Origin of the sequence: Pontibacter sp. SGAir0037 (genome assembly GCF_005491705.1) — a bacterium.
GTDB lineage: Bacteria > Bacteroidota > Bacteroidia > Cytophagales > Hymenobacteraceae > Pontibacter.
This window is the reverse complement of the sequence record NZ_CP028092.1, coordinates 3373286-3397771: the sequence shown is the minus strand read 5'-3', so window position 1 is coordinate 3397771 and position 24486 is coordinate 3373286. Positions and strand designations below refer to the sequence as shown.

The window sequence follows — 24486 nt, the reverse complement described above, 5'->3', positions numbered from 1 at the left end:
GATGAAGATATACACTAAAACGGGAGATAAAGGTACAACAGCCCTGATAGGCGGTACCCGCGTTACTAAATCTCATTTGCGCATCGAAACATATGGCACAGTAGATGAGCTAAACTCCTATATCGGCCTTGTGCGCGATCAGGAAGTTAATAAAAAGCGTGCGGATCTTCTAAAGGAAATACAGGACAGGCTTTTTACAGTTGGAGCCACCTTAGCCACCGATCCTGAAAAAGCTACTAAAATGACTACTCCCGACTTGTATGAGGAAGATGTGGTACTGCTGGAGAAAGAGATAGATCTTATTACAGAGCAGGTGCCGCCACTAAAGGCCTTTGTATTACCGGGAGGGCATCAGTCGGTTTCATTCTGCCATGTTGCGCGTTGCGTTTGCCGCCGTGCAGAGCGCCTCGTTATCAGGTTGCAGGAGGAATCGTATGTAGACGAGCTGGTGGTAAAATATTTAAACCGCCTTTCAGATTATTTATTTGCACTTTGTCGTATAATGACGCAGGAGTTACAGGCGGAAGAAATAACCTGGAAGCCTCGCGTCTGAAATTTTGAAAATAAAAACTATCGTTATGTCAGTTGATACTTTTACAATACCAACGCAGCAGGTGGCTAAGTCGCGTGTTTCGGAAGTAGACTTTGAGAACCTGGTGTTTGGCAAAACATTTTCTGACCACATGTTTGTGGTAGACTATGTAGACGGAGCCTGGCAAAATGCTCAGATTCTGCCTTATGGTAACATGTCGATGAGTCCGGCAACATCTGCCCTTCATTACGGACAAGCTATTTTTGAAGGAATGAAGGCTTACCGGGACGAAAATGATGACATCCTATTATTCAGACCTCTGGACAACCATAAGCGTCTGAATGCTTCGGCGCAACGTTTATGTATGCCGGAGTTGCCGGAAGAGCTGTTTATGCAAGGCCTGGAGCAACTACTTCGTTTAGATGCTGCCTGGGTTCCTTCTAATCCTGGGTGCGCGCTGTATCTGCGTCCGTTCATGTTTGCCACCGATGCTTTTATCGGTGTTAGGCCTTCACTAACGTATCGTTTTGCTATTATTACCTGCCCGGTAGGAGCTTATTTTGATAAGCCGGTAAAGGTGGCTGTTGAGACAAACTATGTGCGTTCGGCAGAGGGTGGTGCAGGCTATGCAAAGGCTGCAGGTAATTATGCTGCGGCACTGTTGCCTACTCAGAAGATGCATGAAAGAGGCTTTCAGCAGCTTATCTGGACGGATGCGCGTGAGCATAAGTACATTGAGGAATCTGGCACCATGAACGTAATGTTTGTGATAGATAACGTTGTTGTCACACCAAGCCTAAGCACCAGTATTTTGCATGGCGTTACCCGTAGCAGCGTATTGCAAGTTGCAAAAGATCTGGGTTATACTGTAGAAGAACGTAAAGTTTCTGTAGATGAAGTTATAGAGGCGTATAATGCCGGTAAACTGCAGGAAGCCTTTGGCACCGGAACAGCTGCTGTTATATCTCAGATAGCCTTAATTCATCATAACGGGCAGGATTGTGAGCTTCCACCGGTCGAAACGCGTACGATCTCCAACAGCATTGCAGCCGAGCTTGATAAAATAAGAACAGGTAAAGCAGTTGATTCCCACGGCTGGGTATATAAAATCAGTCTGTAGTACAGCTTAGCATCAAGAAGTGCTGAGGTTAAAGCCGTTAGGTTTGAACCTCAGCACTTTGCTTTTATAAATTATTAATTACATAATTAAAATTCTACAATGACAACAGAACAGGTAAAAGATTTAAAAGCCAGAGTAGAGGCTTTGAGGAGGTATCTTTGACTACGATATCAAGAAGCAACAAGTAGAAGAAACCGAGCAACAAACAACAGCACCCGACTTCTGGGATGATCCCAAGGCTGCAGAAAAGGTGCTGAAAGAAATTAAATCTGTTAAAGTCTGGACAGACCATTACGATGAGGTAGAGAAATCGCTGGCAGATTTCGAAGTACTTTTCGACTTTTATAAGGAAGGAGAAGTATCGGAAGAAGATATCAGGGAGGAGTTTAAGAAAACTTCTGGAGCTATAGAACAGCTGGAATTCAAGCGCATGCTAAGCAGCGAAGAAGATCAACTGAATGCTATTATTGAAATAAATCCGGGTGCAGGCGGAACAGAAAGCCAGGACTGGGCAGAGATGCTTATGCGCATGTACATTATGTGGGCCGAATCGCACAAGTTCAGTGTAAAGCAGTTAAACTATACAGCAGGTGATGGAGCTGGTATAAAATCGGCTACGCTCGAAATTACAGGTGATTTTGCCTATGGATACCTGAAATCTGAGATAGGAGTGCACCGGCTGGTTCGTATCTCTCCATACGATTCCGGGGGCAGGCGTCATACCTCTTTTGCTTCAATATTTGCTTATCCTGTGGTGGATGATACCATCAATATCGAGATCAACATGAGTGATATTGATTGGGATACCTTTCGTTCGGGCGGAGCCGGAGGGCAGAACGTAAACAAGGTAGAAACGGCAGTTCGTCTGAAACACAGGCCAACTGGCATCGTGATTGAATGCCAGATTGAGCGTTCGCAGCTGATGAACAAAGAGCATGCGCTAAGAATGCTGAAATCGAGGTTATACCAGATGGAGATTGAAAAGCGTAACGAAGAACGCGATCGTATTGAAAGCACCAAAAAGCGGATTGACTTTGGTTCACAGATCCGGAACTATGTGCTTCATCCATACAAGCTGGTGAAAGATGTTCGCACTGGCGTGGAGCGTTCGGATGTGCAGAACGTGTTAGACGGAGATTTAGATGAGTACATTAAAGCCTATCTGATGCAAGCATAGGCAGTAAGAATGGTAAATATGATATTTTTTAGAAAAGCAGGCCAAAGGCCTGCTTTTTTTATTTTGAAGTAATGGGTAAAATGCAAAAATGATTGTATGGTAGGAGTTAACCGTCATTAAGGTATTTTTACTTAATTGTTGCGCTTATGTAATATAGTTAATTATACTTATTTTAACTGAAGTGCAAATTTTGATATGTAATGTTACATGAGTTATAAGTAAACTTAATGTTTAAACTTTTAATTTTATTTATGTTTACACATTAAGTTTTTATTTTAAGTGTCTTTTTGTTTTAATTTTTTAAAAAATTAACTGTGCTATTGCTTTTATTTAAAATGGTGGTTATTATTGAAAAAATAATCAAGCCTAAGCTATATGATATAACTTTACTAATCCCTCTTTAAACAAGTGGCTTAATCAAAGCCCTCGTAGCGGATTTAAAGTTTCTAATCCGGTATTTGATTTTCTTTCAAGGTATAATTGATAAGGCATTTTGTAATATAAATGCTTACAGGTAAGGTACGCCTTTACTTTTGTATTTATGCCTGATAAACTCTGCTGTGTTTCTTACAAACCTTAATAACTAACTCTAACTTTCACTTAATTCAAAACACAATGAGAAAATTACTGCTTATCTGTTTTGCTTTGCTATGTGTGCTGCATCAGCATGCTTATGCGCAGGGCAAAACTGTATCCGGAACTGTAACTGATCAGGCTACTGGTCAGGGATTACCTGGTGTATCCGTACTGGTTAAAGGTACAGGTACGGGGGTAACAACAGGAGCGAATGGTACTTATACTATTAATGTGCCTGCAAATGCTACTACACTGGTTTATCGCTTTTTGGGATATGTTTCAGTGGAAAGAGAAATTGGTAACCTTACATCTATCAATGTAACACTTGGTACAGATGATAAAGTGCTTAATGAAGTTGTTGTAACCGGATATGGAACAACGAACAAGCAAGAGTTTACCGGCGCGGCTGCTACTGTAACAGGTGAAGCTATCAAAGAAAGGCCAGTTCAAAGTTTTGCACAGGCACTTACAGGTCAGGCAGCAGGTGTTAATATTGTGCAGCCTAACGGACTCTTAAACAACCCGCCGGTTATTAGAGTGCGTGGTGTTAATTCCATTTCATTAAGCTCATTCCCTTTGGTTGTTGTGGATGGTATTCCAATTTCAACCGGAGGAGTTTCAGACAACAGTGCCTCAAACAACCCTTTAGCAGATATAAATCCTGCTGATATTGAGTCAATTGACATTCTGAAGGATGCCGCTTCTACTTCTATTTATGGATCGAGAGCAGCAGCAGGCGTTTTAATTATCACAACAAAGAAAGGAAAACAAGGGCAGACCAGAGTTAATTATGACGGTTGGGTTGGCGTTAGTAAGGCAACCAGATTACCTGATATGCTTAATGCCCAAGAGTTTATGGATTATAAAAACATGGCTCGTGCAAATGCCAATTTAGCAGAAGGCTTTCTGCCTTCTTATAATGCGGACGGCTCTATGGTAGATACAGACTGGCTGGATCTGGTTTACCGCAACGCTGTATCACATAACCATGCATTATCAGTATCCGGAGGTACAGATAGAACATCTTACTACTTTTCTGCAGGCGTTTCAGACCAGGAAGGTTTTATTAAGAACAACGTTTTTAATCGTAAAACAGCTCGTTTAAACATAAACCACAAGGTAACAGATTGGTTTAGTTTGAGAGGTAATGTTACTTACTCAAACAGCTTGAACCAGGCACCGAACAGTGGTTCTTTACCAGGTCAGGCATTCAGTGTTGCTGGTTTAGGTAGAATCGCTTTGGTGATGTCTCCAAACGTTTCACCTTATAACCCAGATGGTAGCTATAACCTAAGCGGCAACGCAATAGGCGCCGGAGCCAACGTGGGCAGTGTTGGTTATTATAACCCTGTAGTGCTACTGGATTTAGATAAAATGACATCTGAGTCTAACAGGATTATAGCGAATATGGGTGCAGACTTTACTCTTTTCAAAGGTCTTACATTTAAAACAACATACTCGTATGATCTAAATAACACAGAAGGTAAGTTGTTTTACAACCCTCTGAATGGTGATGGCTGGGTTGCAGCACCTGCAACAGGTGGTTCATCTTCAAACTCAAACGGCAGAAGAGAAAACTGGAACTGGGTAAATACTTTACAGTATCAGACAACTTTTGCAGAAAATCACAATTTTAGCCTTTTAGTGGGTACTGATGCTCAGGAAATGACGTCAGATTACTGGTGGGCAACACGTTCTCAATTAGCTATACCAACTTTTAATGACTATGGTGCGACATATGGCATCAATAGTGCTGGTGGTTCTTTAGGGAAGAGAGTATATGAATCTTATATCTCAAGTTTGAATTATAACTATGCCAATAAATATTTCCTGAATGCTAATTTCAGACGAGATGGTAACTCAGCGTTAGCTTCTGAGGTAAGATGGGGTAATTTTGGTGGTGCTTCTATTGGTTGGGCTCTGTCTGAAGAAGATTTCTTTAAAAATGCTTCTTTTGCGAACACAGTTTCTAATTTTAAACTGAAAGCCAGTTGGGGTAAAGTGGGTAATGGTAACATTGGAGATAATTACGGTTCTTATACGCAATATTCAGACGGACTTTATGCTACAGTTCCAAGCCTTGTGTATGCGCAGGCAGGAAATAACGAACTTACTTGGGAGACTAGTAATCAAACCAACATTGGCTTCGATTTAGGCTTATTCAACAACAGGTTAACTTTAGAGGCTAATTACTATAACAATGATGTTGATGGTTTGATATTGGCAGTTCCACAGGCACCTTCAAAAGGGATACCTGGTAACTCTATTTTGCAAAACGTAGGTTCCATGTATAATAAGGGCTTTGAATTTGCCATCAGCGGTTCCCCAATCGATAAAGGAGGATTTACCTGGACAACTAATTTTAACATCACAACAGTTAAGAATGAAGTTACTGCACTCGTAGGGGAAGATCCTATCTTAGGAGCAACCAGTTCTTTAGAAACAGCAAACATCACAAAAGTAGGTTATCCTGTGAGTAGTTTATATGTGGTTAAAACTGCTGGCATAAATCCTGAAAATGGTAGAAGAATCTTTATTAACAAAAACGGAGAGCAGGTACAATACTTACATGGAGGTGGTGCCAACGCCTGGACTTACCTTAACGGAACGCAAGCCTCAGCGGTGTCTGGTGCAGATGCTCAGATTGCAGGTAACACAATTCCAAAATGGTATGGTGGTTTTACAAACAACTTCTCCTATAGGAATATTGATTTAAACATCTTGTTTACTTACTCCGGTGGCAACTATATCTATAACGGTACTCAGGCGGGCTTACGTGATCAACGTATCTGGAACAACCACACAGATGTGTTAAACTACTGGTCAGAAACCAACAAAGATACAAATATACCACGCCCTGTATTTGGTGATAACGTTTCAAATGGCTCTGCTTTCCCGATTGATGCCAATGTGCAGAAGGGAGATTTTCTTCGCCTACAAAACATTCTGTTGGGCTACAGATTACCCAAGAGCTTGTTTGGTAAATCAGGTATTAATTCACTAAGAATCTACGCTCAGGCTGATAACCTGTTCTTACTTACTGGTTATACTGGTTCAGATCCTGAAATTTCTTCAAACGGAAACTCTAACATTGCTTCTGGTATCGAACGAAACTCTGTTCCTCAAGGAAGGGTGATGACTGTTGGCTTAAACCTAGGATTCTAATCTACTTTAAATTTGAATGAAAATGTTGAATATAAAATCAAGTAAAAGATATATAGTTAAGCTTGCTTTTTTAACTATACCTTTAGTGCCTGTTGTTTCATCATGTGATGAAGATTTCCTTACAGCTGAACCAGAACTTACTGTTTTGGAAGGGAATAACTTTGCAACGCCGGCCCTTGTGCTGGCGCAGGTAAATGGATTGTACAGTTCTATAAAGCATGGTCGCTTTTTAGGAGGACGTTATCAGATCTATAACGATATCAGGGGAGAAGAATTTGTAAACAGAACAGCAAATAACGTTACAGGCTATAGTATCTGGAACCAGACAGGCGGTGCAGATGAACCATACTTAACAGATATCTGGTCAAGAGGTTACTTAACCATCAACAGAACAAACCTGTTCTTAAAAGGTTTAGCTGAAAACCCTAACAGCGTGCCTGCCGAAACGGCTAAACAGTATGAGGGCGAAGCTAAATTTATCAGAGCCATGTCTTATTTCTATCTGGTTCAGATGTTTGCAAAACCTTATGTGGCTGATAACGGAGCTTCACCTGGCTTGCCACTGCGCTTACAGGCTGAGACAACCAGTGCTAATAATTCTCTAGCCAGAAGTACTGTAGCCCAAGTATATACTCAAATTCTTAAAGATTTAAATGAGGCAGAAACAGCATTACCTGAAAAGTACAGCACTGGTGCGAACAACACTACTTTAAACATTACACGTGCCAACAAAGCAGCTGTAATAGCACTGAAGGCTAGGGTATATTTGGTGATGGGACGTTATGCTGATGTTATTACAGAGTCAGATAAAATAGTTTCTGCTGCAGCTCCTTTTACTAGCCCTTTGGCAGGAGCTTACGCCTATAAACTGGAAAGCTCATTGGCGAACAACTTTAGTAACTATTCTACTACTACTGCTACGGCCAATACAAATACTGAAGTGATATTAGCTGCCCCCTTCGCTGATTTAGATGCTCCTGGTACCCAAAACCAGATAGGATATTACTACAATGCCGGGAATATTGAGTTTACGCTGAATACTACAACAGGAATTTATGCTGATACTCAATTCAGGACTGAAGATGTACGTAAATCTGCTCTGACTGCTACTTATACTGGGTTAACTGCCCAACCTAGAATTTTAACTAAGTTTAGTGGAACTTCACCTTACACAACCTGGGTGCCCCTGATCAGGTATGGTGAAGTGCTTTTAAACTTGGCTGAAGCAGAGGCCAGAGTTGGAAGTGAAGTACGGGCTCTTGCTTTACTTTTAGCAGTTCACCATCGGTCAGATCCTAGCTGGATTTATGTGCCAACAGGCAAGCAAAATCTTATTAATACTATTTTAACAGAGCGTAGAATCGAATTATTAGGAGAAGGATTCAGAACAAATGATGTGTTCAGAACACAGCAGCCTCTACTTTCAAGAGGAGCTGGATCTGCCACTGTATTAGCAAGTATACCTACAACAGATCCTCGCTATCTGTTACCTATTCCAACAGCAGAAGTGCTGACAAATGGAGCCTTATAGTCTCTAATGTTTTCTTTTGAGAAGCCCGTTCTTTAGAACGGGCTTTTTTTTATACCCAAGCTTATTTACCTTGTCGAATAAAAATTCGAATGCTTTACTCTACCTACACCTCCTTACCCTTCGAAGCCGGCATCGACGAAGCGGGGCGTGGCTGCCTGGCAGGGCCTGTTGTGGCTGCTGCAGTTATATTGCCACTAAACTATACGCATCCCTTACTCAACGACTCTAAGAAGTTAAGTAAAATCCAGCGGGAGGCGATCAGGGAAGATATTAAAAGAGATGCTGTTAGCTGGGCCATAGGAGAGGCCAGTCCGGAGGAAATAGATGAAATCAATATTCTGCAGGCAACTTACCTGGCCATGCACAGAGCGGTAGAGGCGTTAGCCAATGTGCCTGCGCATTTAATTGTGGACGGAAACAGGTTTAAGCAGTACAAAGAAGTGCCTCATACCTGCATTATAAAAGGCGATGCAAAGTACTTGTCGATTGCTGCTGCCTCGGTTTTGGCAAAAACATATCGGGATGATAAGATGGCTGCTTTGGCAGCAGAATTTGCAGACTATGGTTGGGAGCAGAACGCAGGTTATCCAACCATAAAACACAGAGAAGCGATTCTAAAAGAAGGGGTGTCTCCCCACCATAGAAAATCCTTTAGGTTATTACCAGAGCAACTGCCTTTGTTCTAGCATCTCTATGGAGGGTGTTAAAGCTTATTTCAGCTTAATAAGATCTAAAAATAAGCTAAAGCTGTCCAGCGACGAAATGCTGTTTTCGAAGTTGTCAAACGATAAAGGCTTTACAATATAGCCTGTCACATTTAGTTTTTGCGCAGCGAAGCGGTCTGACTCTTCATTGGATGTAGTCATGATAAAAACAGGAACGTGGCTGAATTCCGGGTCGTGTCTTAATTCAGTAAGAAACTCAAGTCCGTTCATGCGCGGCATGTTAATGTCGAGTAAGATGACACTTGGCGCAGGAGAAATCTTCGGTACACCATTTCCTTTCAACATGTCCAAAGCCTCCCGACCGTTACGTGCAACGTGTATCGGATGGGTAATATTTATTTTTTTTAACTCTCTCTCAACGTTCATAATATCCAGATAGTCGTCTTCCACTAAAAGAATATTAACTGATTTATCACTCATATAGTAAGTTCGTAATCCTGTATTTTACAAATGTATAAAAATTATACCTTTTATGCTTCCACAATCGGCCATGTAAAGGTAAATGTTGCGCCTTGATCAGGTTCGGAGTTTATACGAATTGTGCCTCCCTGCCACTCTACAATTTTTTTCACAATGGCTAAGCCTACCCCTGTACTTTCTACGGCGTCTCTTTCTTGTAACGTTTGAAAGATAACAAAGATACGGTCGTGATATTCTGTATCTATACCCGGACCATCGTCTGTAACAGAGAAAACATGAAAATCATTTTCGATCTGATGTCTTATCCACACATTCCCCGTATCTTTATGATGGTACTTAATGGCGTTACTGATCAGGTTGGAGAACACTTGCTGCAGTTGTATGCGAACAGTGTATATAACAGGCATTTCGTCCTGAATATGGATGTTAAACCCTTTGGGAGGAGACAGCAGGTCTATTATTTCAGTTAAGAGCTGCTGCACGTCTACTACTTCTTCGGTATGGTTGGTTCTGCCAATACGTGCCAAAGCCAGTATACCATTGATAAGGTTTTCCATACGATGAACACGTACACGCATCATAACCAGGTATTCTCTGACATTGGCAGGCAATTCCTGTCCCATATCCTCTTCTACCCATCGCGAGGCCACCTCAATGCCCCGAAGGGGGGCTTTCAGGTCGTGCGATACTACATACGCAAACTGGTCCAGTTCTTTGTTTTTTCGCTCGAGTTCGCTAACCGTATCGTCAATGGTGGCCGACATACGGTTCAGTGATAACGAAAGCTTGCTTAGCTCATCCTGTGAGGTGTCAACTATTTGGGTTTTGTAGTCTCCCTGGGAGATTTTTTCTGCCAGAGACACCATTTTTATGATTCGGCCTGTAATAATTCGGGTAATATAAAAAGCCCAGCAAAGGCCTAGTACAACAGATACAACGGTAAGAATGGTAGATATCTGGCGCGTGTCCTGTATACTTTCGCTCAGGATATCGCTTCGGGTTTGCCGCAGTTGGTATTCAAAAGCATTAAACTCTTTAAAATCATTTCTGATTGTATCCATCAACGTTTTTTCACCTAGCACCAGGCTATCTATAAGTACGTTGAAGCGGCCATTTTCTAAAGTGTCGGCCTTTATCAGTTCAATAAGGGGTTCGGCGTAATTCTTATGCCACCTGCTATGTGTATTTTGGATATTATCCAGTTTCTTCAGCTGTTCTTCAGAGCTGCTTGTATAGCTTCGTACCTCCTGTAATAGTTTGGGAACCTGCTCCTTTGCCTGAAGATACGGCTCCAGAAATGTTTCATTTCCATTTAACAGGTATCCTCGTATACCTGTTTCCATATCAATTATATAGCGTTGAAGAGCCGCAGAGTTACGGACTACAATCTGCGATCTCGAAACCCATCTGGAGTTTTCTACTACTACTTCAGATAATCTGAAGTTTACGATTGCAACAGCAGTGAAAAGAATAGATATAAGGAGAAAGCCTGCAAACAGCTTAACAGATAACTTCATGTAATTAATAAAACCTTATAAGGGTAATTTATAATGTTAATTTAAAGATAACGGTCGGGTTCACCGGATGCTTTATGAGAACGAAAATAACAGGAATAAACGAAATTAAGGCTTTTTTGATATTGATAGCTATGTTTACAGGCTGGCGTAGTCATGTTGGCTGGTTAAGAATTTGCTATACGTATATATAGCAAAAAAGTTATAAACTGCGCACCACATATCACTGCAGCCAAATAGAAGCAAAAGGAATAACTGGTTATTTAATTAAAGGCAGTAAGGCTGCTAATACCGCACAAGAAGAAGCTACCCGATACTATATAAGGTTAGGATGGAGTATAAATTTAGTTAATTTTGTGACCCAATCGCTAGAACAAGCCTGATTAAGAATGGAATTAAAGAAGATTGCTTTAAATGATGTGCACGAAGCACTCGGAGCTAAAATGGTGCCTTTTGCAGGATATAAGATGCCTGTGCGTTATTCATCCGATTTAGACGAGCATCATACGGTACGCAATGCCGTTGGTATTTTTGATGTATCGCACATGGGTGAGTTTTTATTGAAAGGACCGCAGGCGCTGGATCTGATCCAGCGTGTTACTTCTAACGATGCCGCTAAACTTACCGATGGTAAGGTGCAGTATTCCTGCTTCCCTAATACAGAAGGCGGTATAGTAGACGACCTGCTGGTATACCGTTTAGGTGAAGAAGAATATATGCTGGTTGTAAATGCTTCCAACATCGAAAAAGATTGGGAATGGGTAAATAAATTTAACACCCAAGGCGTTGAATTAGAAAATATTTCTGATCAGGTTTCCCTTTTTGCCGTTCAGGGTCCTAAAGCTACAGATGCGCTGCAGTCGCTTACTTCTGTAGACCTGGCTTCTATGGTATACTATACTTTTGAAAAAGGTGAATTTGCGGGTGTGCCGGATGTTATTATATCAGCAACAGGTTATACTGGTGCAGGTGGCTTCGAAATTTATGTGCGCAACGAAGATGCTAAAAGAGTTTTCGATGTGATTATGGAAGCAGGCAAGGCGTACGGTATTAAGCCGATTGGTTTGGGAGCCCGCGATACGCTGCGCCTGGAAATGGGCTTCTGCCTTTACGGAAACGACATTAACGATACAACCTCTCCACTGGAGGCTGGACTAGGCTGGATAACGAAATTCGATAAAGAATTTACTAACTCCGATCAGCTGAAAGAACAGAAAGCAGCTGGCGTTTCGAGAAAACTGGTTGGCTTTGAAATGGTAGACAAGGCTATTCCAAGGGCGCATTATGAAATTGTGAATGCTGCCGGAGAACCGATAGGCGAAGTAACTTCAGGTACCATGTCTCCCTCTTTAGGAAAAGGTATTGGTTTAGGTTATATCACCCAGGAATTTACCAAACCTGGTTCCGAGGTTTTTGTGCGTGTGCGCAACAAAGACATGAAAGCTCAGGTAGTAAAACTGCCTTTCTATAAAAAGTAATTTATCAGGCAAAAACAAGGCATGAGCTGCTGCCGCAGAAAACACTGTGCTTTATGACCAGCTTTGTGTTTGCCTAATTAATAAAAACGATTTAGTATGCCTTCTATTGATGTTTGTTATAGCCCTGAGCTTATACATTTATATGATCTGAAAGGGAAAGCGGTAGTTGCGGTTGATATCTTACGGGCTACTTCTACCATGGTAACCGCTTTTGCCCATGGAGTTGCCCAGATTATACCTGTTATGCAGTTGGAGGAGTGCCTTACTTTTGCCAGCCAGGGTTGTTTAACGGCTGCCGAGCGCGATGGTATAAAGGCTGAGGGCTTCGACCTGGGAAATTCGCCTTTCAGCTATATGGAGGGGCTGGAAGGGCGCACAGTGGCTATTACCACTACCAACGGTACACGTGCTATACGCTTATCAGAAGATGCCCAGGAAATTGTCATTGGTTCTTTTCTGAACCTGCAGGCAGTGGTGCAGCATTTGGTAAACCTGCAGTTAGATGTAGTAGTGGTTTGTGCTGGCTGGAAAGGTAAGTTCAACCTGGAAGATACGTTGTTTGCGGGTGCTCTGGCAGAGAGGCTTCAGGAAGATTTTAGCTTTGAAAACGATGCCACATTGGCCTCTTTGCACCTATACCAGGCTGCAAAAGCAGATATCGTAAAGTACCTGGGCCAGTCTTCTCACGTAAAGCGCCTGGCAAACTTGAATATTCACAAAGATGTATCATTCTGCCTGCAGCACGATGTGTATGATGTAGTGCCTGTGTGGCAGCAGGATGCTTTGGTGGACGTAAGAGCCAACTATAAACTAGCATAAGTTATATTAATTCAGGTGAGAGCTTCACTAAGAAAAGCCGGCACTAGTGCCGGCTTTTCTTAGTGAAGCTTTTCGTTGTTTTTGTGGCGGTCTTTATCACGCTTCGTTTTTTTATCCAGGTTCTTCTGCATCGCCTCGGTCAGGTCGATACCTGTCTGGTTGGCCAGGCAGATGAGTACAAACAGCACATCTGCCAGTTCGTCGGCTAACTGTTTGTCTTTATCGCTGGCTTTAAACGATTGCTCGCCATACTGGCGTGCTATAATGCGTGCCACTTCACCTACTTCTTCTGTAAGAATGGCCATGTTGGTGAGCTCATTAAAATAGCGAACGCCGTTTTCTTTTATCCAGGTATCAACAATCTGTTGTGCTTCTGCTAAGGTCATGGTAAGGGAAATTATTCTCTGTTTTTAGAATCAATAACAATGGTTACAGGCCCGTCATTCAGCAAGGCTACTTTCATATCTGCACCGAATTCGCCAGTCTGTACCTTTTTGCCTAAAGCAGACTCCAGCAAAGAAATAAACTGCTCGTAAAGTGGAATGGCAATGGCTGGTGGGGCAGCATGAATATAAGATGGCCGATTCCCTTTCTTTGTATTGGCATAAAGCGTAAACTGGCTGATCACTAGTATATCCCCCTGTACATCCTGTACACTCAGGTTCATTTTATCCTGCTCATCGCTGAAGATGCGCAGTTGTGCCACTTTACCAGCAATCCACTTTAAATCTTCTTCGGTATCGTCGGAGGTGAAGCCTGCCAAAAGTAAAAGCCCTAAACCGATTTCCCCTTTTACTACCTGGTTGATGGTCACAGATGCCTGTGTTACGCGTTGTATCACTATCCGCATAGTTTGCAATGGTTTTATGAAGTCTGTAAAACCGGCAAGTTAGGAATACTGCATGCTTTGCCCAATTAAAAAAGGGAATAATGAATGGTGGGTACTAGGAAGATTTACAGGCACAGAGACTAATCTACATAGCTCTCATACCTGATGCGGTTCACTTTCCCGTTTTTGAGGTAAAACCTTAAGGCAATAGGGGCACCCTCTGCCGTGGTGGCTACCACTTCGTTGGTGGTTTGTAAAATGCGAACGTCGTGCGCTTTTAGTTTGGTCATTAGTTCAGGCTGGCTCATCCCCACTTTCATGTTATTGCGCAGGATAATTCCTGTGTTACGAATGTCGGCATCCTGCAAAAGCAAATCGCCTGTTTGAGTGGGGGCATAGAGCTCCAGCACCGACTCCCCAAAGCGGATCGTGTAAATGGTATCGCTTATATCTGGTTTGTGGCGGTTCTCAATGGGCATGGCATCCAGGGTAAAGTCAGCATTAATTCTGACAAAATAAGCCTCAAGCTTATTTCCCTGTTTACGGTCGGCAATAATCGGGTTTCCTAATAAATCATAGGTATTAGCGGCTATAGAACGGCTTACTTTGCTGGATAAGGTGTCTTCGAAGCTAAGTTCCTGAAAGTCTTGTTGTGGCATATCGTCGGCCTCGTTGCTGGTAATAGCGGTATTGCAGGCACCTGTAAAGGGACTGAACAAAAATACCAGTGCCAACATTCTGGATACGAAGCTATTATAGCAGCTCCAGCTGTTGTAAAAAAGAGACGACATCATGTAAGTGGTAAAAGAAGTGCGAGAACTATACCTTACATACGATAGTAGTCCTGGCAAAAGTTTTGACTAAAGGGCCTTTAATCTTGGTTTCTGCGAGGGAGAAAGTATAATTTCGCACAAATATCAACATTTATGCAAACTCTACAAATAGCGCTGGTAACTTGTGTAAGTTTAGGCAATTATACCGCGAATGCCGATAGCGAAGACGACCGCCTTTTCAGGTTTTTAAAAGATAAAGGACATCAGGTTTCCTTTCAGATCTGGGAGGATGAACGTGTGGATTGGTCGGCCTTTGATGTGGCTATTGTTAAATCGCCCTGGGATTATTTCGATAAAATTGAAGCTTTTTATATCTGGCTCCATAAAATGGAGCAGCAGAGATGCCAGGTGCTGAATCCTGTTAAAACGATCAGATGGAATGCCGATAAAATTTATTTCAGAGATCTGGAGAAGCAGGGGGTAAGCGTAGTGCCGTCTTACTGGCTGGAGCAGGGAAGCGAATTTAATGCAGCGGCTATCTTCGAAGAACTAGGCACACCTAAAATTATAGTAAAGCCCCGGGTAAGCGGCGGTTCCAAAAATACCTTTGCACTCAACAAAACAGAAGCAGCGTCTGAAACAGCTAAAATAAATGAGTTGCTGCAAAAAGAAGGCTTCCTGGCGCAGCCATTCCTGGAAGAGATAAAAACTAAGGGAGAGTGGTCGTTTCTTTTCTTTGGAGGCAAGTATAGCCACGCTGTGCTTAAAACTGCCAAACCAGGCGATTTCAGGGTACAGCATTTCTTAGGAGGATCTGTGCATACCCCAGAACCTCCGGCACACTTACTGGCAACGGCTGAAGATATTGCCTTAAAGTTTGCCTCAGATTGCCTTTACGCACGCGTAGATGGCGTTGAGATTAACGGTCGGCTGGTTCTTATGGAGCTGGAACTGATAGAGCCTTTCCTTTTCCTGTCTACCAATACAGAAGCTATAGAGCGCTACTATGCTGCTATGTTAGACCTGCTGGCAGTGCAAGAGGTACTGAGCCGTTAAACCGTCTGGCTGCTGTGAAAAATAAGAAGGGGTAAGTTGGTATGCAGAACCATCTTCTTGGCCAGGCTCGGTTTAAAGATGCTGTTCCAGGTGCTGCGCTCATGTGTGGTAAGCGCAATCAGGTCTACAGCTTGTTTAGAGCCGAAAGCCTGCAGCGCTTCTGCTACATCATCACCCTCCAGCAGGGCGAATTGAATAGGATGGGCAGCCGTAGTGGCAGTTAGTTCATCTTTGAGTTTAAGCAGCTTTTCTTGGTCTTCGTCGCCATCATTGGAAATATGTACACATAATATCGAAGGCTTGAAAGGCGCCAGCAGTTCTGCAAGTGTGGTAATGGCATTTACATCTGCCTGATCGAAATTTGTGGCATAAAGTACTTTACTGATAGCGCGTACTTCGTGGTGCAGAGGTACAGTAAGTACAGGCGTTTTGGCATCTTCTATCACCTGCGTGGTAACGGTGCCAAAGAAAGAGCGGGATATATTAGTCTCGCCTTTGGTGCCCATTATAATAATATCGGGTTTAAAGCGGGAAACTTCCTCTGTTATCACTTCCTCTGCCACGCCATTCATAAAAACAGGTTCAATGCGTACATGTGAGCCTGCTGCCCTTGATTCCCTAAGAAGCGTTTGGTGCAACTGCTCGAGCTGCTCCTGGGCATCCGCCTGGTTGCGGTATAAAACCCGTTCTGTAATCACTTCCGAAGCAACTACTTCTTCATCTGCGGGTATTGTGTTGTCGGCATCGGCTAAGTAATCATAAAAGCAGTGCAGCAACACAATATGGGCATTCGGTACCTTTTCTGTTAAACTAAGCGCGTATTCGCACGCATTGTCTGAGCTTTCAGAAAAATCTACTGGTAGCAGGATTCGGAACATGAGATTCTTATATTAACAAAATATGAACAGTAAATTATTAATGAATTGACAGGCTCAGATCAGCAATGCTGTACCAGCTATTACCCGATCGGATGAGCCTCTTTCTCTTCGACCTTGTATACGTGGCCGGTTAAAAATAAAGCTGAAGAATCTGAGCTAAAATAAGGCGGTACCTACACTAACAAACAATTTTCTAACGCATTAACTTGCTAACTTTTTACCGCTCTAACTTCCTAACTCTTTTATTTCGATTAAATTTGTAGCCTGACAAAGCTTGCCATGGCAAAACGCATCTTATTTATCTTTCTTGGATTTGTTGTGCTGGCATCGTTGGCCTATTATGGTCTTAACAGATGGAAGGATGCCAGAGAAAAAATAAACCTCTGGGATTTAGTGCCTGAGAACGCTGCACTTGTAGTAGAAACAAACAATCATACCCAACTGCTAGAGCACCTTAACCAAACGGAGCTGTGGGAGAGTTTTCGTGTGCTGCCCGCTGTACAGCGGTTCCAGGAAAATATTTCCTGGCTGGATAGCCTGTCACCCGGCAATCAGCGGCTGGCTCGTTTCCTTGATAAAAAAAATATTCTTACCTCGGTGCATGTAGTAGCCAGAACAGACATGGAAATGGTATACTATATACCTGTTGCTTCGGTAGGTGAACACCGGTTTCTGCGCACCTTAACAGAAAATGTAGCCAGAAGTACTATTTTTAAGGAGGAGTCGCGCGACTATCAGGGGTATTTACTTACCGATATAACCAATACACAGCTCAATACCAGCTTTACCTACTTTTCCTACCATAACAACATTATTCTGAGTGCCTCACCTGTGCTGATCGAGGAAATTGTGCGAAGGATAAACAGGGGAGTAAAAACGTCTGTTGCAGCCGACTTCAGAAACACGAATTACCTGACACAGCCAGACATCTATGCCAACGTTTTTATCAATTACAGGGAGCTGCCCGATGTGCTCGGCCTTTTTGTGCGGGAAGATATTATGCCGCAGGTTCGTTTTCTGTCGAGCTTTTGCCGGAACGGTATGCTGGAACTGAAGCTGGAGCGGAATAAGATCTTCCTGAATGGCTTTTCTAACCCTGAGGACCTGCAGGGTTCTTTGCACAATAAGATGAACCCTGTTGCGGCAAGGCCTTTCCAGGTGAAGGAGTATCTGCCAAACAGGACCGCCCTTATGTTTCATTTCGGAATAAACCAGCTGGCTAAGCTACAGGACGATTCGCAGGATAAAATTAAAACCGAAGCTGCTTACGCTGCCACAGTAGATAGTTTGTCGAAAAATTTCAGGCAGGAACTGGCACTGGTTTACCTGGAGTCTTACAACATCAATACCAGTCCTGAGAAAATTGTGTTTGCCCGCATGGGTAACCAAGAACATATGAGAAGCCTGCTGGCACAATTAAGCCGCCAGGTAAGTGAGGTGCAGAAAGAAAAGGAGTTTAGCGAGCAGTACGGTAACTCCACCATAAGCTTGCTGGATGTGCCTGAACTGCCCGCGCAATTGTTTGGGCAGCTTTTCACAGGCTTTGAGCAGAGCTATGTGGTGCAGGTAGGCGATTATCTGCTTTTCTCTTCTGAAATAGCCACATTACGCTCACTGTTGGATGATATAGCCAACGATCATGTATGGGGAAGATCGGTGCAACAAAAGGCTTTTCTGGAAGAAACACTGCAGGATGGGAATTTCAGTTTGTTCTTAAACACTGTAAATGCCTGGTATGTGCTGAGCCGTTACATGCAGGAAGAAAACAGGGAAGATCTCTTGCAGCATTCCTCGTTGATCAAACGCTTCAATCAGGTAAGCCTGCAGTTTTCCAAGGTTGAAAACCAGTACTACACCAGCTTCCTTTTTAGAAGGCAGGAACGTGCCGCTGTAGCAGGTGAGGCAGGTTTCGAAGAGGAGTTATCGCTTCCGTTTAACAGCAGAATTGTTTCAATGCCTTTCCCGGTTAACAATGCGGTAGATAGAAGCAGAGAAGTAGTGGTGCAGGATTCGGCCAATGTGCTGCACAACATTACGGCAGCCGGCACCAGAGGCTGGGCCGATACATTATCCGGTGCAGTGCGGGGTACAATAAAGCAAATTGAAGTTGGGCCAGATAAAAAACTGAGGTATGTGTTTGCCACCTCAAACAGGATACATGCCATCAATAACCAGGGGCAGGAACTAGAGAACTTCCCCTTTAATTTAACTGATACATTGCGTGTGCAGCGGGTTTCGGTGTTTGACTACGAGAAGGATGGTAACTATCGTTTTCTGGCTGATGATAACCTGGGCAACCTGTATATGTACGATTTCAGGGGCAATGCCATGCCTGGCTGGCAGCCCCGCCGTCTGGACTACAGGTTAGCTGCCGAACCGCAGCATATTCGTGTCGGAGGGCTGGATGTTATATTAGTGCTGCTTGAAAACGGCTATGTGTATGCACTGAATAAAGAAGGAGAAACATACCCTGGCTTTCCTTTTAGCTTAAGGGTGCCGCTTAACTCTGGCGCTATAGCAAAAGCAGGTGCCGATTTAAGAAGAACAGAAATCACTACAGTTACCAGGTATGGCGAAGTGGTGGTGTTTAACCTGCAGGGAACTGTGTTGCGACGAGAACAGCTCCTGCGGCCAAGCAAACGGGCCGTGTTTGAGCTGGTACCGGATAACAGCAACAGGTCGTTTATTATTGTAAGGCAGGATTTAGGTAAAGTTGCCGTATTTAACCAGGACCTGGAAGAGATTTTTGAAAAGAACTATGTTACTTCAGCTCCTAAGATTGTACAATATTTTCACTTCGGAGGCGATAAACGGGTGTATGCCATTACAGAAACCGGCCCTCAGAAAACCTACCTGTACGATGCCCGCGCAGCATTAATAGGTGGCAGGTCACTTGAAAGTAATCAGCCTGTAAACATCTTCTTTAACGAAGCAGCCAACAACTACACCCTATACAAAGTGTACAGAAGAGAGTTAAAGCGCTTGAGCTTCAGGCTGCCAAACTAGAGCATTACACCAGCTATAAGCCTGATAGCAACTCTTGTTTGACAGGCGCATGAATACTTTAGCAGCCAGGTTGCATTGCTTACCGGTAAGCACATTGGCAGGTAATGTAACTCTGCTATAGCTGCAAGCCTTAAAAGCTCTTAAACCAGCCTTTGCGGTAGAAGAAATAAAGCTGAAGAACCACTAAAACCGTCATTATAAAAAGAAGGATTGGGTAGGAGAAAGGCTGGTATAGTTCGGGCATGCTGTAACGGAACACTTCGCCTGTTTCCGGGTCCTCCCGTGAGAAATTCATGCCATATACCCCTGCCACAAAGCTTAAAGGTATAAATATACTGGAGATAATAGTAAGCACCTTCATGATGTTGTTCATGCGGTTACTGACTGTGGACATGTAAAGCTCCACTAAGCTGGAAGTCATCTCTTTATGGCTATCAATCAGGTCGATTAACTGAATTGTGTGATCATAAGCGTCCCGGAAGTAGATTTGCAGGCTGGCAGGTATAATATGTTCATCCATACGCAATAGCTCATTCATCTTATCCCGCTCCGGCCACACAATGCGGCGCAGCCTGATAAGCTCATTCTTCAGGCTCAGTACCTGCCCCAGTGTTTGCTTGGAGGGCTGCTCCAGAATAGTCTGCTCCAGTTCCTCCATGTAAGAACTTATCTTGCCTATAACAGGAAAGTAAAAATCCAGCACCACATCCAGGATGGCATAAGTAATGTAGATGCTGGGCCGCTGCCGTATGACACCTAAGCCTGACCTGATACGGTCGCGCAAAGGGTTCAGGCAATCGTCGTAATCGCTTTGCAGAGTGAGCACATAATTAGAGCCCGTAAAAACAGAAAGTTGCACATCCTCCAGAATATGCTGCTCAGCCGACCAGCGCAACATGCGGGTAATAATAAACAGCCTGCCCTGGTCCTGCTCAACCTTCGGCCTTTGGTAATCGTTAAGCACGTCCTCCATCTGGAGCGGGTGAATTTTAAAATCAGCAACTAACTTTTCGAACAGGCCCTGGCTGTTGTAGCCCCTGATATCGATCCAGTGTCTGGCATCGGGTAATTCGTGTACACGCTGCTTCAACTGCTCATACGTAGCATACTCCTTCTCCTCAAAAAACTGGTCGTGGAAGGAAATCAGGAAAAAACGGGGTGTGAAGGCCTCGGCAGGTACTGCTAAATGGCCAGGCCTGTTGCCTGCCTTCCTATCCAGAATCTTATTTCTCGACCTGCGTGTTTTTCTTTTAGCCATAAGAGCTTGTTTAATATTCATCCTGTATGCTGCAAATATCCTGTAAAATGCCTGCATCTTTGCCACGTAGCGCTGCTTCGCAGCTAAAAACCGCTTCACCAGCTCTGCCTCCAAAGCGAATATAAGCAAGTACTGAAATTGTACTAAGAAAGCAGATGAGTAATTCTTTGATAAGGCTGACAGCTATTTAGGTTATGCCTGGCAGAACCTGGTTCAGTGGTTTACAGTACTGCCACTTCTACGGCATCTAAATCTTCGAGTTTGGCCTTTACGTCTTCCTGTTGCTCCTTCCTTACTTCCAAGGTAATAAGGCACTCCAGTTCAAACTGCTGCTCCTTAATTTGGAGATTGTATTCCTTTATCAGGCCCATCACGTCGTTCATTTGCGGGTAGGTAAAGTGCACCTGCATGAGGGCTGTCTCGTGCCGCTCTATAATGGTGGCGCTGGCAATAGCTTCTGCAGCAGCTGTTTTGTAAGCGTTAATTAAGCCGCTCACACCTAGTTTGGTGCCTCCAAAGTACCTGATCACTGCAACTAACACATTGCTCAAGTTTGCAGAACGGATCTGGCCCAGTATAGGATCTCCTGCCGAATGATTCGGCTCTCCGTCGTCGTTGGCCCGGTAACGGCTTTTATCGGCTCCTAAGCTATAGGCGTAGCAATGGTGGCGGGCATCGTAGTATTCTTTTTTGAGCCCGGCCATTATTTCTTTTACTTCTTCTTCAGAATGCACCTGGTAGGCAAGCGCAATAAATTTGCTTCCTTTTTCTTTGTATAAGCCTTCGCTTGGCGATGCAATCGTATAATATGTATCTTCCATGTGGCCTTCTTTGGTGTGGAGCCATTGTGGAGCAAAGGTACAACAAGTGCTTCGCCAAATTAAAGATTAATTAAAAATTAGGAATTAACTAGCAGAAAGGGAACTTTAACGTAAGGCCAGCAACGTGTATTTAGTTTATCATTTTCAAAAGATTATGGTGCATACGGATAAGGTAGAGGTAAACAATCAGTTTGAAGATCAATTCTAATTTTTAATTTGGACGAGCAATAGTTAATTTGCCACTAACAAACCTGATAAAGATTGTTGCAACAGCCTTACCTTATACAATTTGATCAAATAGGCAGCGCAGTAGAGGGCTATATTGCCACCACTCAATATGCAGAGAAACTGCCTTTCCAGGTAAAGCGCGTTTTCTGGACTTATAACATCCCGGCAGGAGTTGTACGTGGTAATCATGCCAATAAAGCGACACAGGAAGTTCTAGTAGCAGTTCAGGGAGCGATTAGGGTAGAGGCGGAGTGGGGAAAGGGGCAGCAAGTTTTTTTACTCAATTCGCCTGCTATTGGGCTTTATATTCCGCCATTATGCTGGACTAGGCTCTCATTTCAGGATGGCGCGATGGCTGTTTGTTTAACTTCTACCGATTTCTCTGAAGAAGATTATATCCGGGACTATCAGGAGTTTCAGACGCATGTAACGAAAGCCTTTAAGTAGTGGTGATATGGCAGCAGGTAAGGTTCCTTTTTTTGAGTTCAGAGACTGGCCCGCCGGAATAGAAGGCAGCGTGACAAACGCACTGCTACAGGTGCTAGACGAAAAACAGTATATACTCGGAGGCGCAGTAGCAGATTTTGAGCAGGCTTTTGCTAAAGTTATCGGGGCTGGTTTTGCCGTAGGTGTAGGCAACGGCTATGATGCTCTTGTAGTTGCTCTGAAAGCAATGGGCATACAGCCAGGAGACGAAGTGATATTGCCTGCTAATACCTTTATAGCCACCGCTAACGCCGTAGTACAGGCAGGTGCTATTCCTGTTTTTGCCGAACCAGCCATTGATACCTATAACCTGACTGCAGCAGGTGCGGCCCCTTGGGTAACATCTAAAACCAAGGCTATCGTACCGGTGCACCTGTATGGGCAAACCTGCGCCATGGAAAGCCTGTTGAACCTGGCCAAAGAGGCAAATGTGCAGGTGCTGGAAGATGCTGCTCAGGCACACGGCGCCCGGTATAAGCAGCAATATGCAGGCGCCATAGGCCATGCAGGCGCTTTTAGTTTTTACCCCACCAAAAATTTAGGAGCTATAGGAGACGGAGGCGCTGTGGTAACTTCTGAACCTGGCCTGGCCAATTTTATGCGCATGTATCGTAACTATGGCGGGTTAAAAAAATACCGGCACGAGCTGGTTGGCATTAACACCCGCCTGGATACACTGCAGGCGGCAGTGCTGGAGGTAAAGCTTAAATACCTGAAACTGCTTAACCGGGAGCGGCAGCGCTTGGCTGCTGTTTACCTGCAAGAATTAAGTAATACCGGCGATCTGGTTTTGCCTTTTACAGAACAGGATTGTGAGCATGTGTACCATATCTTCTGTATCCGGACGAAGCACCGGGATGCATTGCAGGCATGGCTGCAGCAACTTGGAGTGCAAACTGCCACGCATTACCCTGTGCCTGTGCACCTGCAGCAAGCTTACAGGCAATTTGGGTATAAACCCGGCAGTTTACCTGTAGCAGAAGAACTGGCTGCTACCTGCCTGAGTCTTCCTTTGTTTCCGGGCATGCGGGAGGCGGAGCAGGAGGCCGTTATAGCAGGTATCAAACACTATTTTAACCAGCAACGTTAATTACCGCTACCCATGCACCCTCTGCCTATTATTTCTGTTATTTGTATTTGCTATAACCATGCACGGTTTCTGGCCGAAGCACTCGACTCGGTTTTAGCGCAAACCTATCCTGCTATAGAAATAATAGTGGTAGATGATAGCAGTACAGACAACAGCGCTGCACTTATAAAGCAGTATGTGCAGCAACACCCGCAAGTCAAATTCATCAGCACAGGAAAGAACATCGGAAACTGCGCGGCTTTTAACATGGCCTGGAAAGCCTGCAAAGGAGACTATATTATTGATTTTGCCACTGATGATGTTTTGTTGCCTGAGCGCCTGGCTGAGCAGGTGCGGGCATTTGAGCAATTAGGGCCGCAGTACGGGGTTGTGTATACCGATGCCCAGTTAATAGACGAGCAATCCAGACCGATTGGGTTCCATTATAAGCGGGATAAACAGGGGCGGCTGCAAAGTTTTGCACCCTCGGGAGATGTATTTATACCTTTGCTAAAGCGTTATTTTATCTCTCCGCCTACCATGATGATACGACGTGCTGTTTTAGAAGAGTTGGAAGGGTACGATACAATGCTGGCTTATGAAGACTTCGATTTCTGGATCAGATCCTCACGAAAGTACCTGTACTTTTACCTGGATCAGGTACTTACAAAACGGCGGCTGCATGCCAGGTCGCTCTCAAAGCAAGTCTACAAGAAAGGTGATAGGCAGTTAGCTTCAACTGTTAAAGTATGTTACAAAGCAGCGGGCCTTATTAGAAATAATTCAGAGAAACAGGCGCTGATACACCGGGTAAAGTATGAGTTGCGGCATGCGGTTTTTACCGAAAATTTTGAAGAAGCCAAGGCCCTGCAGCTATTACTACAGCAGTTGAAGGGGAGCAGTAAAACCGGCAGCATTTTTAAATTCATGCTGGATAAGCAGGTAAGGCTGAGATCTTTCTGGAAGCTTTACCAGTACCTGCGTTACAAAAAATAAATTATTAAAATGTTACTTCATACGGCTGA

The 24486-nt window shown here is 43.7% G+C and carries 21 protein-coding genes; 13 read left to right on the top strand and 8 right to left on the bottom strand.

Annotation, left to right across the window (positions count from 1 at the left end):
* Position 1: 1 nt before the first annotated feature.
* The 6 genes from C1N53_RS13770 (at position 2) to C1N53_RS13745 (ending at position 8787) form a co-directional block, all read left to right on the top strand.
* Positions 2-553: a cob(I)yrinic acid a,c-diamide adenosyltransferase gene (locus C1N53_RS13770; protein WP_137759858.1), complete on the top strand. Its 552-nt coding sequence runs from the start codon at positions 2-4 to the stop codon at positions 551-553.
* Positions 554-578: 25 nt separating this feature from the next.
* Positions 579-1652 (top strand): branched-chain amino acid aminotransferase, encoded by a 1074-nt coding sequence (locus C1N53_RS13765; RefSeq protein WP_137759857.1) that lies wholly within the window; start codon positions 579-581, stop codon positions 1650-1652.
* Positions 1653-1751: 99 nt separating this feature from the next.
* A protein-coding gene (gene prfB / locus C1N53_RS13760; RefSeq protein ID WP_137759856.1) for a peptide chain release factor 2 occupies positions 1752-2829 on the top strand; the annotation gives its coding sequence in 2 pieces (ribosomal slippage) (positions 1752-1811 and positions 1813-2829; 1077 coding nt in all).
* A gap of 615 nt (positions 2830-3444) precedes the next feature.
* Complete coding sequence (locus C1N53_RS13755) at positions 3445-6570, top strand: TonB-dependent receptor (protein ID WP_137759855.1); 3126 nt, start codon at positions 3445-3447, stop codon at positions 6568-6570.
* A gap of 145 nt (positions 6571-6715) precedes the next feature.
* The gene (locus C1N53_RS13750; RefSeq protein ID WP_206077575.1) at positions 6716-8101 is read left to right on the top strand and encodes a RagB/SusD family nutrient uptake outer membrane protein; all 1386 of its coding nucleotides are present in this window, start codon (positions 6716-6718) and stop codon (positions 8099-8101) included.
* A gap of 89 nt (positions 8102-8190) precedes the next feature.
* Positions 8191-8787 carry a ribonuclease HII gene (locus C1N53_RS13745; protein WP_137759853.1) on the top strand — a complete coding sequence of 199 codons (597 nt, stop codon included), beginning with the start codon at positions 8191-8193 and terminating at the stop codon, positions 8785-8787.
* 24 nt (positions 8788-8811) lie between these two features.
* Here C1N53_RS13745 and C1N53_RS13740 read toward each other — a convergent pair whose 3' ends face one another.
* Together C1N53_RS13740 and C1N53_RS13735 are read right to left on the bottom strand one after the other, a co-directional pair.
* The gene (locus C1N53_RS13740; protein WP_137759852.1) at positions 8812-9246 is read right to left on the bottom strand and encodes a response regulator; all 435 of its coding nucleotides are present in this window, start codon (positions 9244-9246) and stop codon (positions 8812-8814) included.
* 50 nt (positions 9247-9296) lie between these two features.
* On the bottom strand, positions 9297-10763 hold the full coding sequence (locus tag C1N53_RS13735) for a CHASE3 domain-containing protein (protein WP_137759851.1): 1467 nt from the start codon (positions 10761-10763) through the stop codon (positions 9297-9299).
* A gap of 386 nt (positions 10764-11149) precedes the next feature.
* On the opposite strand from C1N53_RS13735, the gene gcvT reads away from it, so the two are divergent.
* Positions 11150-12238 (top strand): glycine cleavage system aminomethyltransferase GcvT, encoded by a 1089-nt coding sequence (gene gcvT / locus C1N53_RS13730; RefSeq protein ID WP_137759850.1) that lies wholly within the window; start codon positions 11150-11152, stop codon positions 12236-12238.
* Between the two features lie 96 nt (positions 12239-12334).
* Positions 12335-13057: a 2-phosphosulfolactate phosphatase gene (locus C1N53_RS13725; protein WP_137759849.1), complete on the top strand. Its 723-nt coding sequence runs from the start codon at positions 12335-12337 to the stop codon at positions 13055-13057.
* Between the two features lie 59 nt (positions 13058-13116).
* Here the strand turns inward: C1N53_RS13725 and C1N53_RS13720 are convergent, their stop codons facing one another.
* The 3 genes from C1N53_RS13720 to C1N53_RS13710 all read right to left on the bottom strand — a co-directional run bounded on the left by C1N53_RS13720 (position 13117) and on the right by C1N53_RS13710 (position 14623).
* Positions 13117-13443 carry a nucleotide pyrophosphohydrolase gene (locus C1N53_RS13720; protein ID WP_137759848.1) on the bottom strand — a complete coding sequence of 109 codons (327 nt, stop codon included), beginning with the start codon at positions 13441-13443 and terminating at the stop codon, positions 13117-13119.
* 11 nt (positions 13444-13454) lie between these two features.
* A complete protein-coding gene (dtd, locus tag C1N53_RS13715) occupies positions 13455-13907 on the bottom strand; it encodes a D-aminoacyl-tRNA deacylase (protein WP_137759847.1) in 453 nt (150 codons plus the stop codon).
* Between the two features lie 119 nt (positions 13908-14026).
* Entirely contained in the window at positions 14027-14623 is a 597-nt protein-coding gene (locus C1N53_RS13710) for a hypothetical protein (RefSeq protein ID WP_206077574.1), read from the bottom strand.
* Between the two features lie 189 nt (positions 14624-14812).
* On the opposite strand from C1N53_RS13710, the gene C1N53_RS13705 reads away from it, so the two are divergent.
* Positions 14813-15715: a hypothetical protein gene (locus tag C1N53_RS13705; RefSeq protein ID WP_240773223.1), complete on the top strand. Its 903-nt coding sequence runs from the start codon at positions 14813-14815 to the stop codon at positions 15713-15715.
* Here C1N53_RS13705 and C1N53_RS13700 read toward each other — a convergent pair.
* A complete protein-coding gene (locus C1N53_RS13700) occupies positions 15712-16593 on the bottom strand; it encodes a universal stress protein (RefSeq protein ID WP_137759846.1) in 882 nt (293 codons plus the stop codon). The genes C1N53_RS13705 and C1N53_RS13700 overlap by 4 nt on opposite strands.
* 279 nt (positions 16594-16872) lie before the next feature.
* Between C1N53_RS13700 and C1N53_RS13695 the strand changes: the two genes are divergently transcribed.
* On the top strand, positions 16873-19599 hold the full coding sequence (locus C1N53_RS13695) for a PQQ-like beta-propeller repeat protein (RefSeq protein ID WP_137759845.1): 2727 nt from the start codon (positions 16873-16875) through the stop codon (positions 19597-19599).
* A 130-nt stretch (positions 19600-19729) separates the two neighbouring features.
* Here the strand turns inward: C1N53_RS13695 and corA are convergent, their stop codons facing one another.
* The gene (gene corA, locus C1N53_RS13690; protein WP_137759844.1) at positions 19730-20857 is read right to left on the bottom strand and encodes a magnesium/cobalt transporter CorA; all 1128 of its coding nucleotides are present in this window, start codon (positions 20855-20857) and stop codon (positions 19730-19732) included.
* A 221-nt stretch (positions 20858-21078) separates the two neighbouring features.
* Positions 21079-21678, bottom strand: coding sequence for a YigZ family protein (locus C1N53_RS13685; RefSeq protein ID WP_137759843.1), 600 nt, complete (start codon positions 21676-21678; stop codon positions 21079-21081).
* A 264-nt stretch (positions 21679-21942) separates the two neighbouring features.
* Here C1N53_RS13685 and C1N53_RS13680 point away from each other — a divergent pair, with 264 nt between their 5' ends.
* Genes C1N53_RS13680 through C1N53_RS13670 form a run of 3 tightly spaced genes read left to right on the top strand, consistent with a single transcriptional unit; the run spans position 21943 to position 24457 of the window.
* On the top strand, positions 21943-22353 hold the full coding sequence (locus tag C1N53_RS13680; RefSeq protein WP_240773222.1) for an FdtA/QdtA family cupin domain-containing protein: 411 nt from the start codon (positions 21943-21945) through the stop codon (positions 22351-22353).
* A gap of 7 nt (positions 22354-22360) precedes the next feature.
* Positions 22361-23482 carry a DegT/DnrJ/EryC1/StrS aminotransferase family protein gene (locus C1N53_RS13675; protein ID WP_137759841.1) on the top strand — a complete coding sequence of 374 codons (1122 nt, stop codon included), beginning with the start codon at positions 22361-22363 and terminating at the stop codon, positions 23480-23482.
* A 12-nt stretch (positions 23483-23494) separates the two neighbouring features.
* A complete protein-coding gene (locus C1N53_RS13670) occupies positions 23495-24457 on the top strand; it encodes a glycosyltransferase (protein ID WP_137759840.1) in 963 nt (320 codons plus the stop codon).
* Positions 24458-24486 lie beyond the last annotated feature (29 nt).

Bases quoted from the DNA above. Each gene is read 5' to 3' on its own strand.
- C1N53_RS13770 (WP_137759858.1), top strand. From the start codon at position 2: ATGAAGATATACACTAAAACGGGAGATAAAGGTACAACAGCCCTGATA.
- C1N53_RS13765 (WP_137759857.1), top strand. From the start codon at position 579: ATGTCAGTTGATACTTTTACAATACCAACGCAGCAGGTGGCTAAGTCG.
- C1N53_RS13755 (WP_137759855.1), top strand. From the start codon at position 3,445: ATGAGAAAATTACTGCTTATCTGTTTTGCTTTGCTATGTGTGCTGCAT.
- C1N53_RS13745 (WP_137759853.1), top strand. From the start codon at position 8,191: ATGCTTTACTCTACCTACACCTCCTTACCCTTCGAAGCCGGCATCGAC.
- C1N53_RS13740 (WP_137759852.1), bottom strand. From the start codon at position 9,246: ATGAGTGATAAATCAGTTAATATTCTTTTAGTGGAAGACGACTATCTG.
- C1N53_RS13735 (WP_137759851.1), bottom strand. From the start codon at position 10,763: ATGAAGTTATCTGTTAAGCTGTTTGCAGGCTTTCTCCTTATATCTATT.
- gcvT (WP_137759850.1), top strand. From the start codon at position 11,150: ATGGAATTAAAGAAGATTGCTTTAAATGATGTGCACGAAGCACTCGGA.
- C1N53_RS13725 (WP_137759849.1), top strand. From the start codon at position 12,335: ATGCCTTCTATTGATGTTTGTTATAGCCCTGAGCTTATACATTTATAT.
- C1N53_RS13720 (WP_137759848.1), bottom strand. From the start codon at position 13,443: ATGACCTTAGCAGAAGCACAACAGATTGTTGATACCTGGATAAAAGAA.
- dtd (WP_137759847.1), bottom strand. From the start codon at position 13,907: ATGCGGATAGTGATACAACGCGTAACACAGGCATCTGTGACCATCAAC.
- C1N53_RS13710 (WP_206077574.1), bottom strand. From the start codon at position 14,623: ATGTTGGCACTGGTATTTTTGTTCAGTCCCTTTACAGGTGCCTGCAAT.
- C1N53_RS13705 (WP_240773223.1), top strand. From the start codon at position 14,813: ATGCAAACTCTACAAATAGCGCTGGTAACTTGTGTAAGTTTAGGCAAT.
- C1N53_RS13700 (WP_137759846.1), bottom strand. From the start codon at position 16,593: ATGTTCCGAATCCTGCTACCAGTAGATTTTTCTGAAAGCTCAGACAAT.
- C1N53_RS13695 (WP_137759845.1), top strand. From the start codon at position 16,873: ATGGCAAAACGCATCTTATTTATCTTTCTTGGATTTGTTGTGCTGGCA.
- corA (WP_137759844.1), bottom strand. From the start codon at position 20,857: ATGGCTAAAAGAAAAACACGCAGGTCGAGAAATAAGATTCTGGATAGG.
- C1N53_RS13685 (WP_137759843.1), bottom strand. From the start codon at position 21,678: ATGGAAGATACATATTATACGATTGCATCGCCAAGCGAAGGCTTATAC.
- C1N53_RS13675 (WP_137759841.1), top strand. From the start codon at position 22,361: ATGGCAGCAGGTAAGGTTCCTTTTTTTGAGTTCAGAGACTGGCCCGCC.
- C1N53_RS13670 (WP_137759840.1), top strand. From the start codon at position 23,495: ATGCACCCTCTGCCTATTATTTCTGTTATTTGTATTTGCTATAACCAT.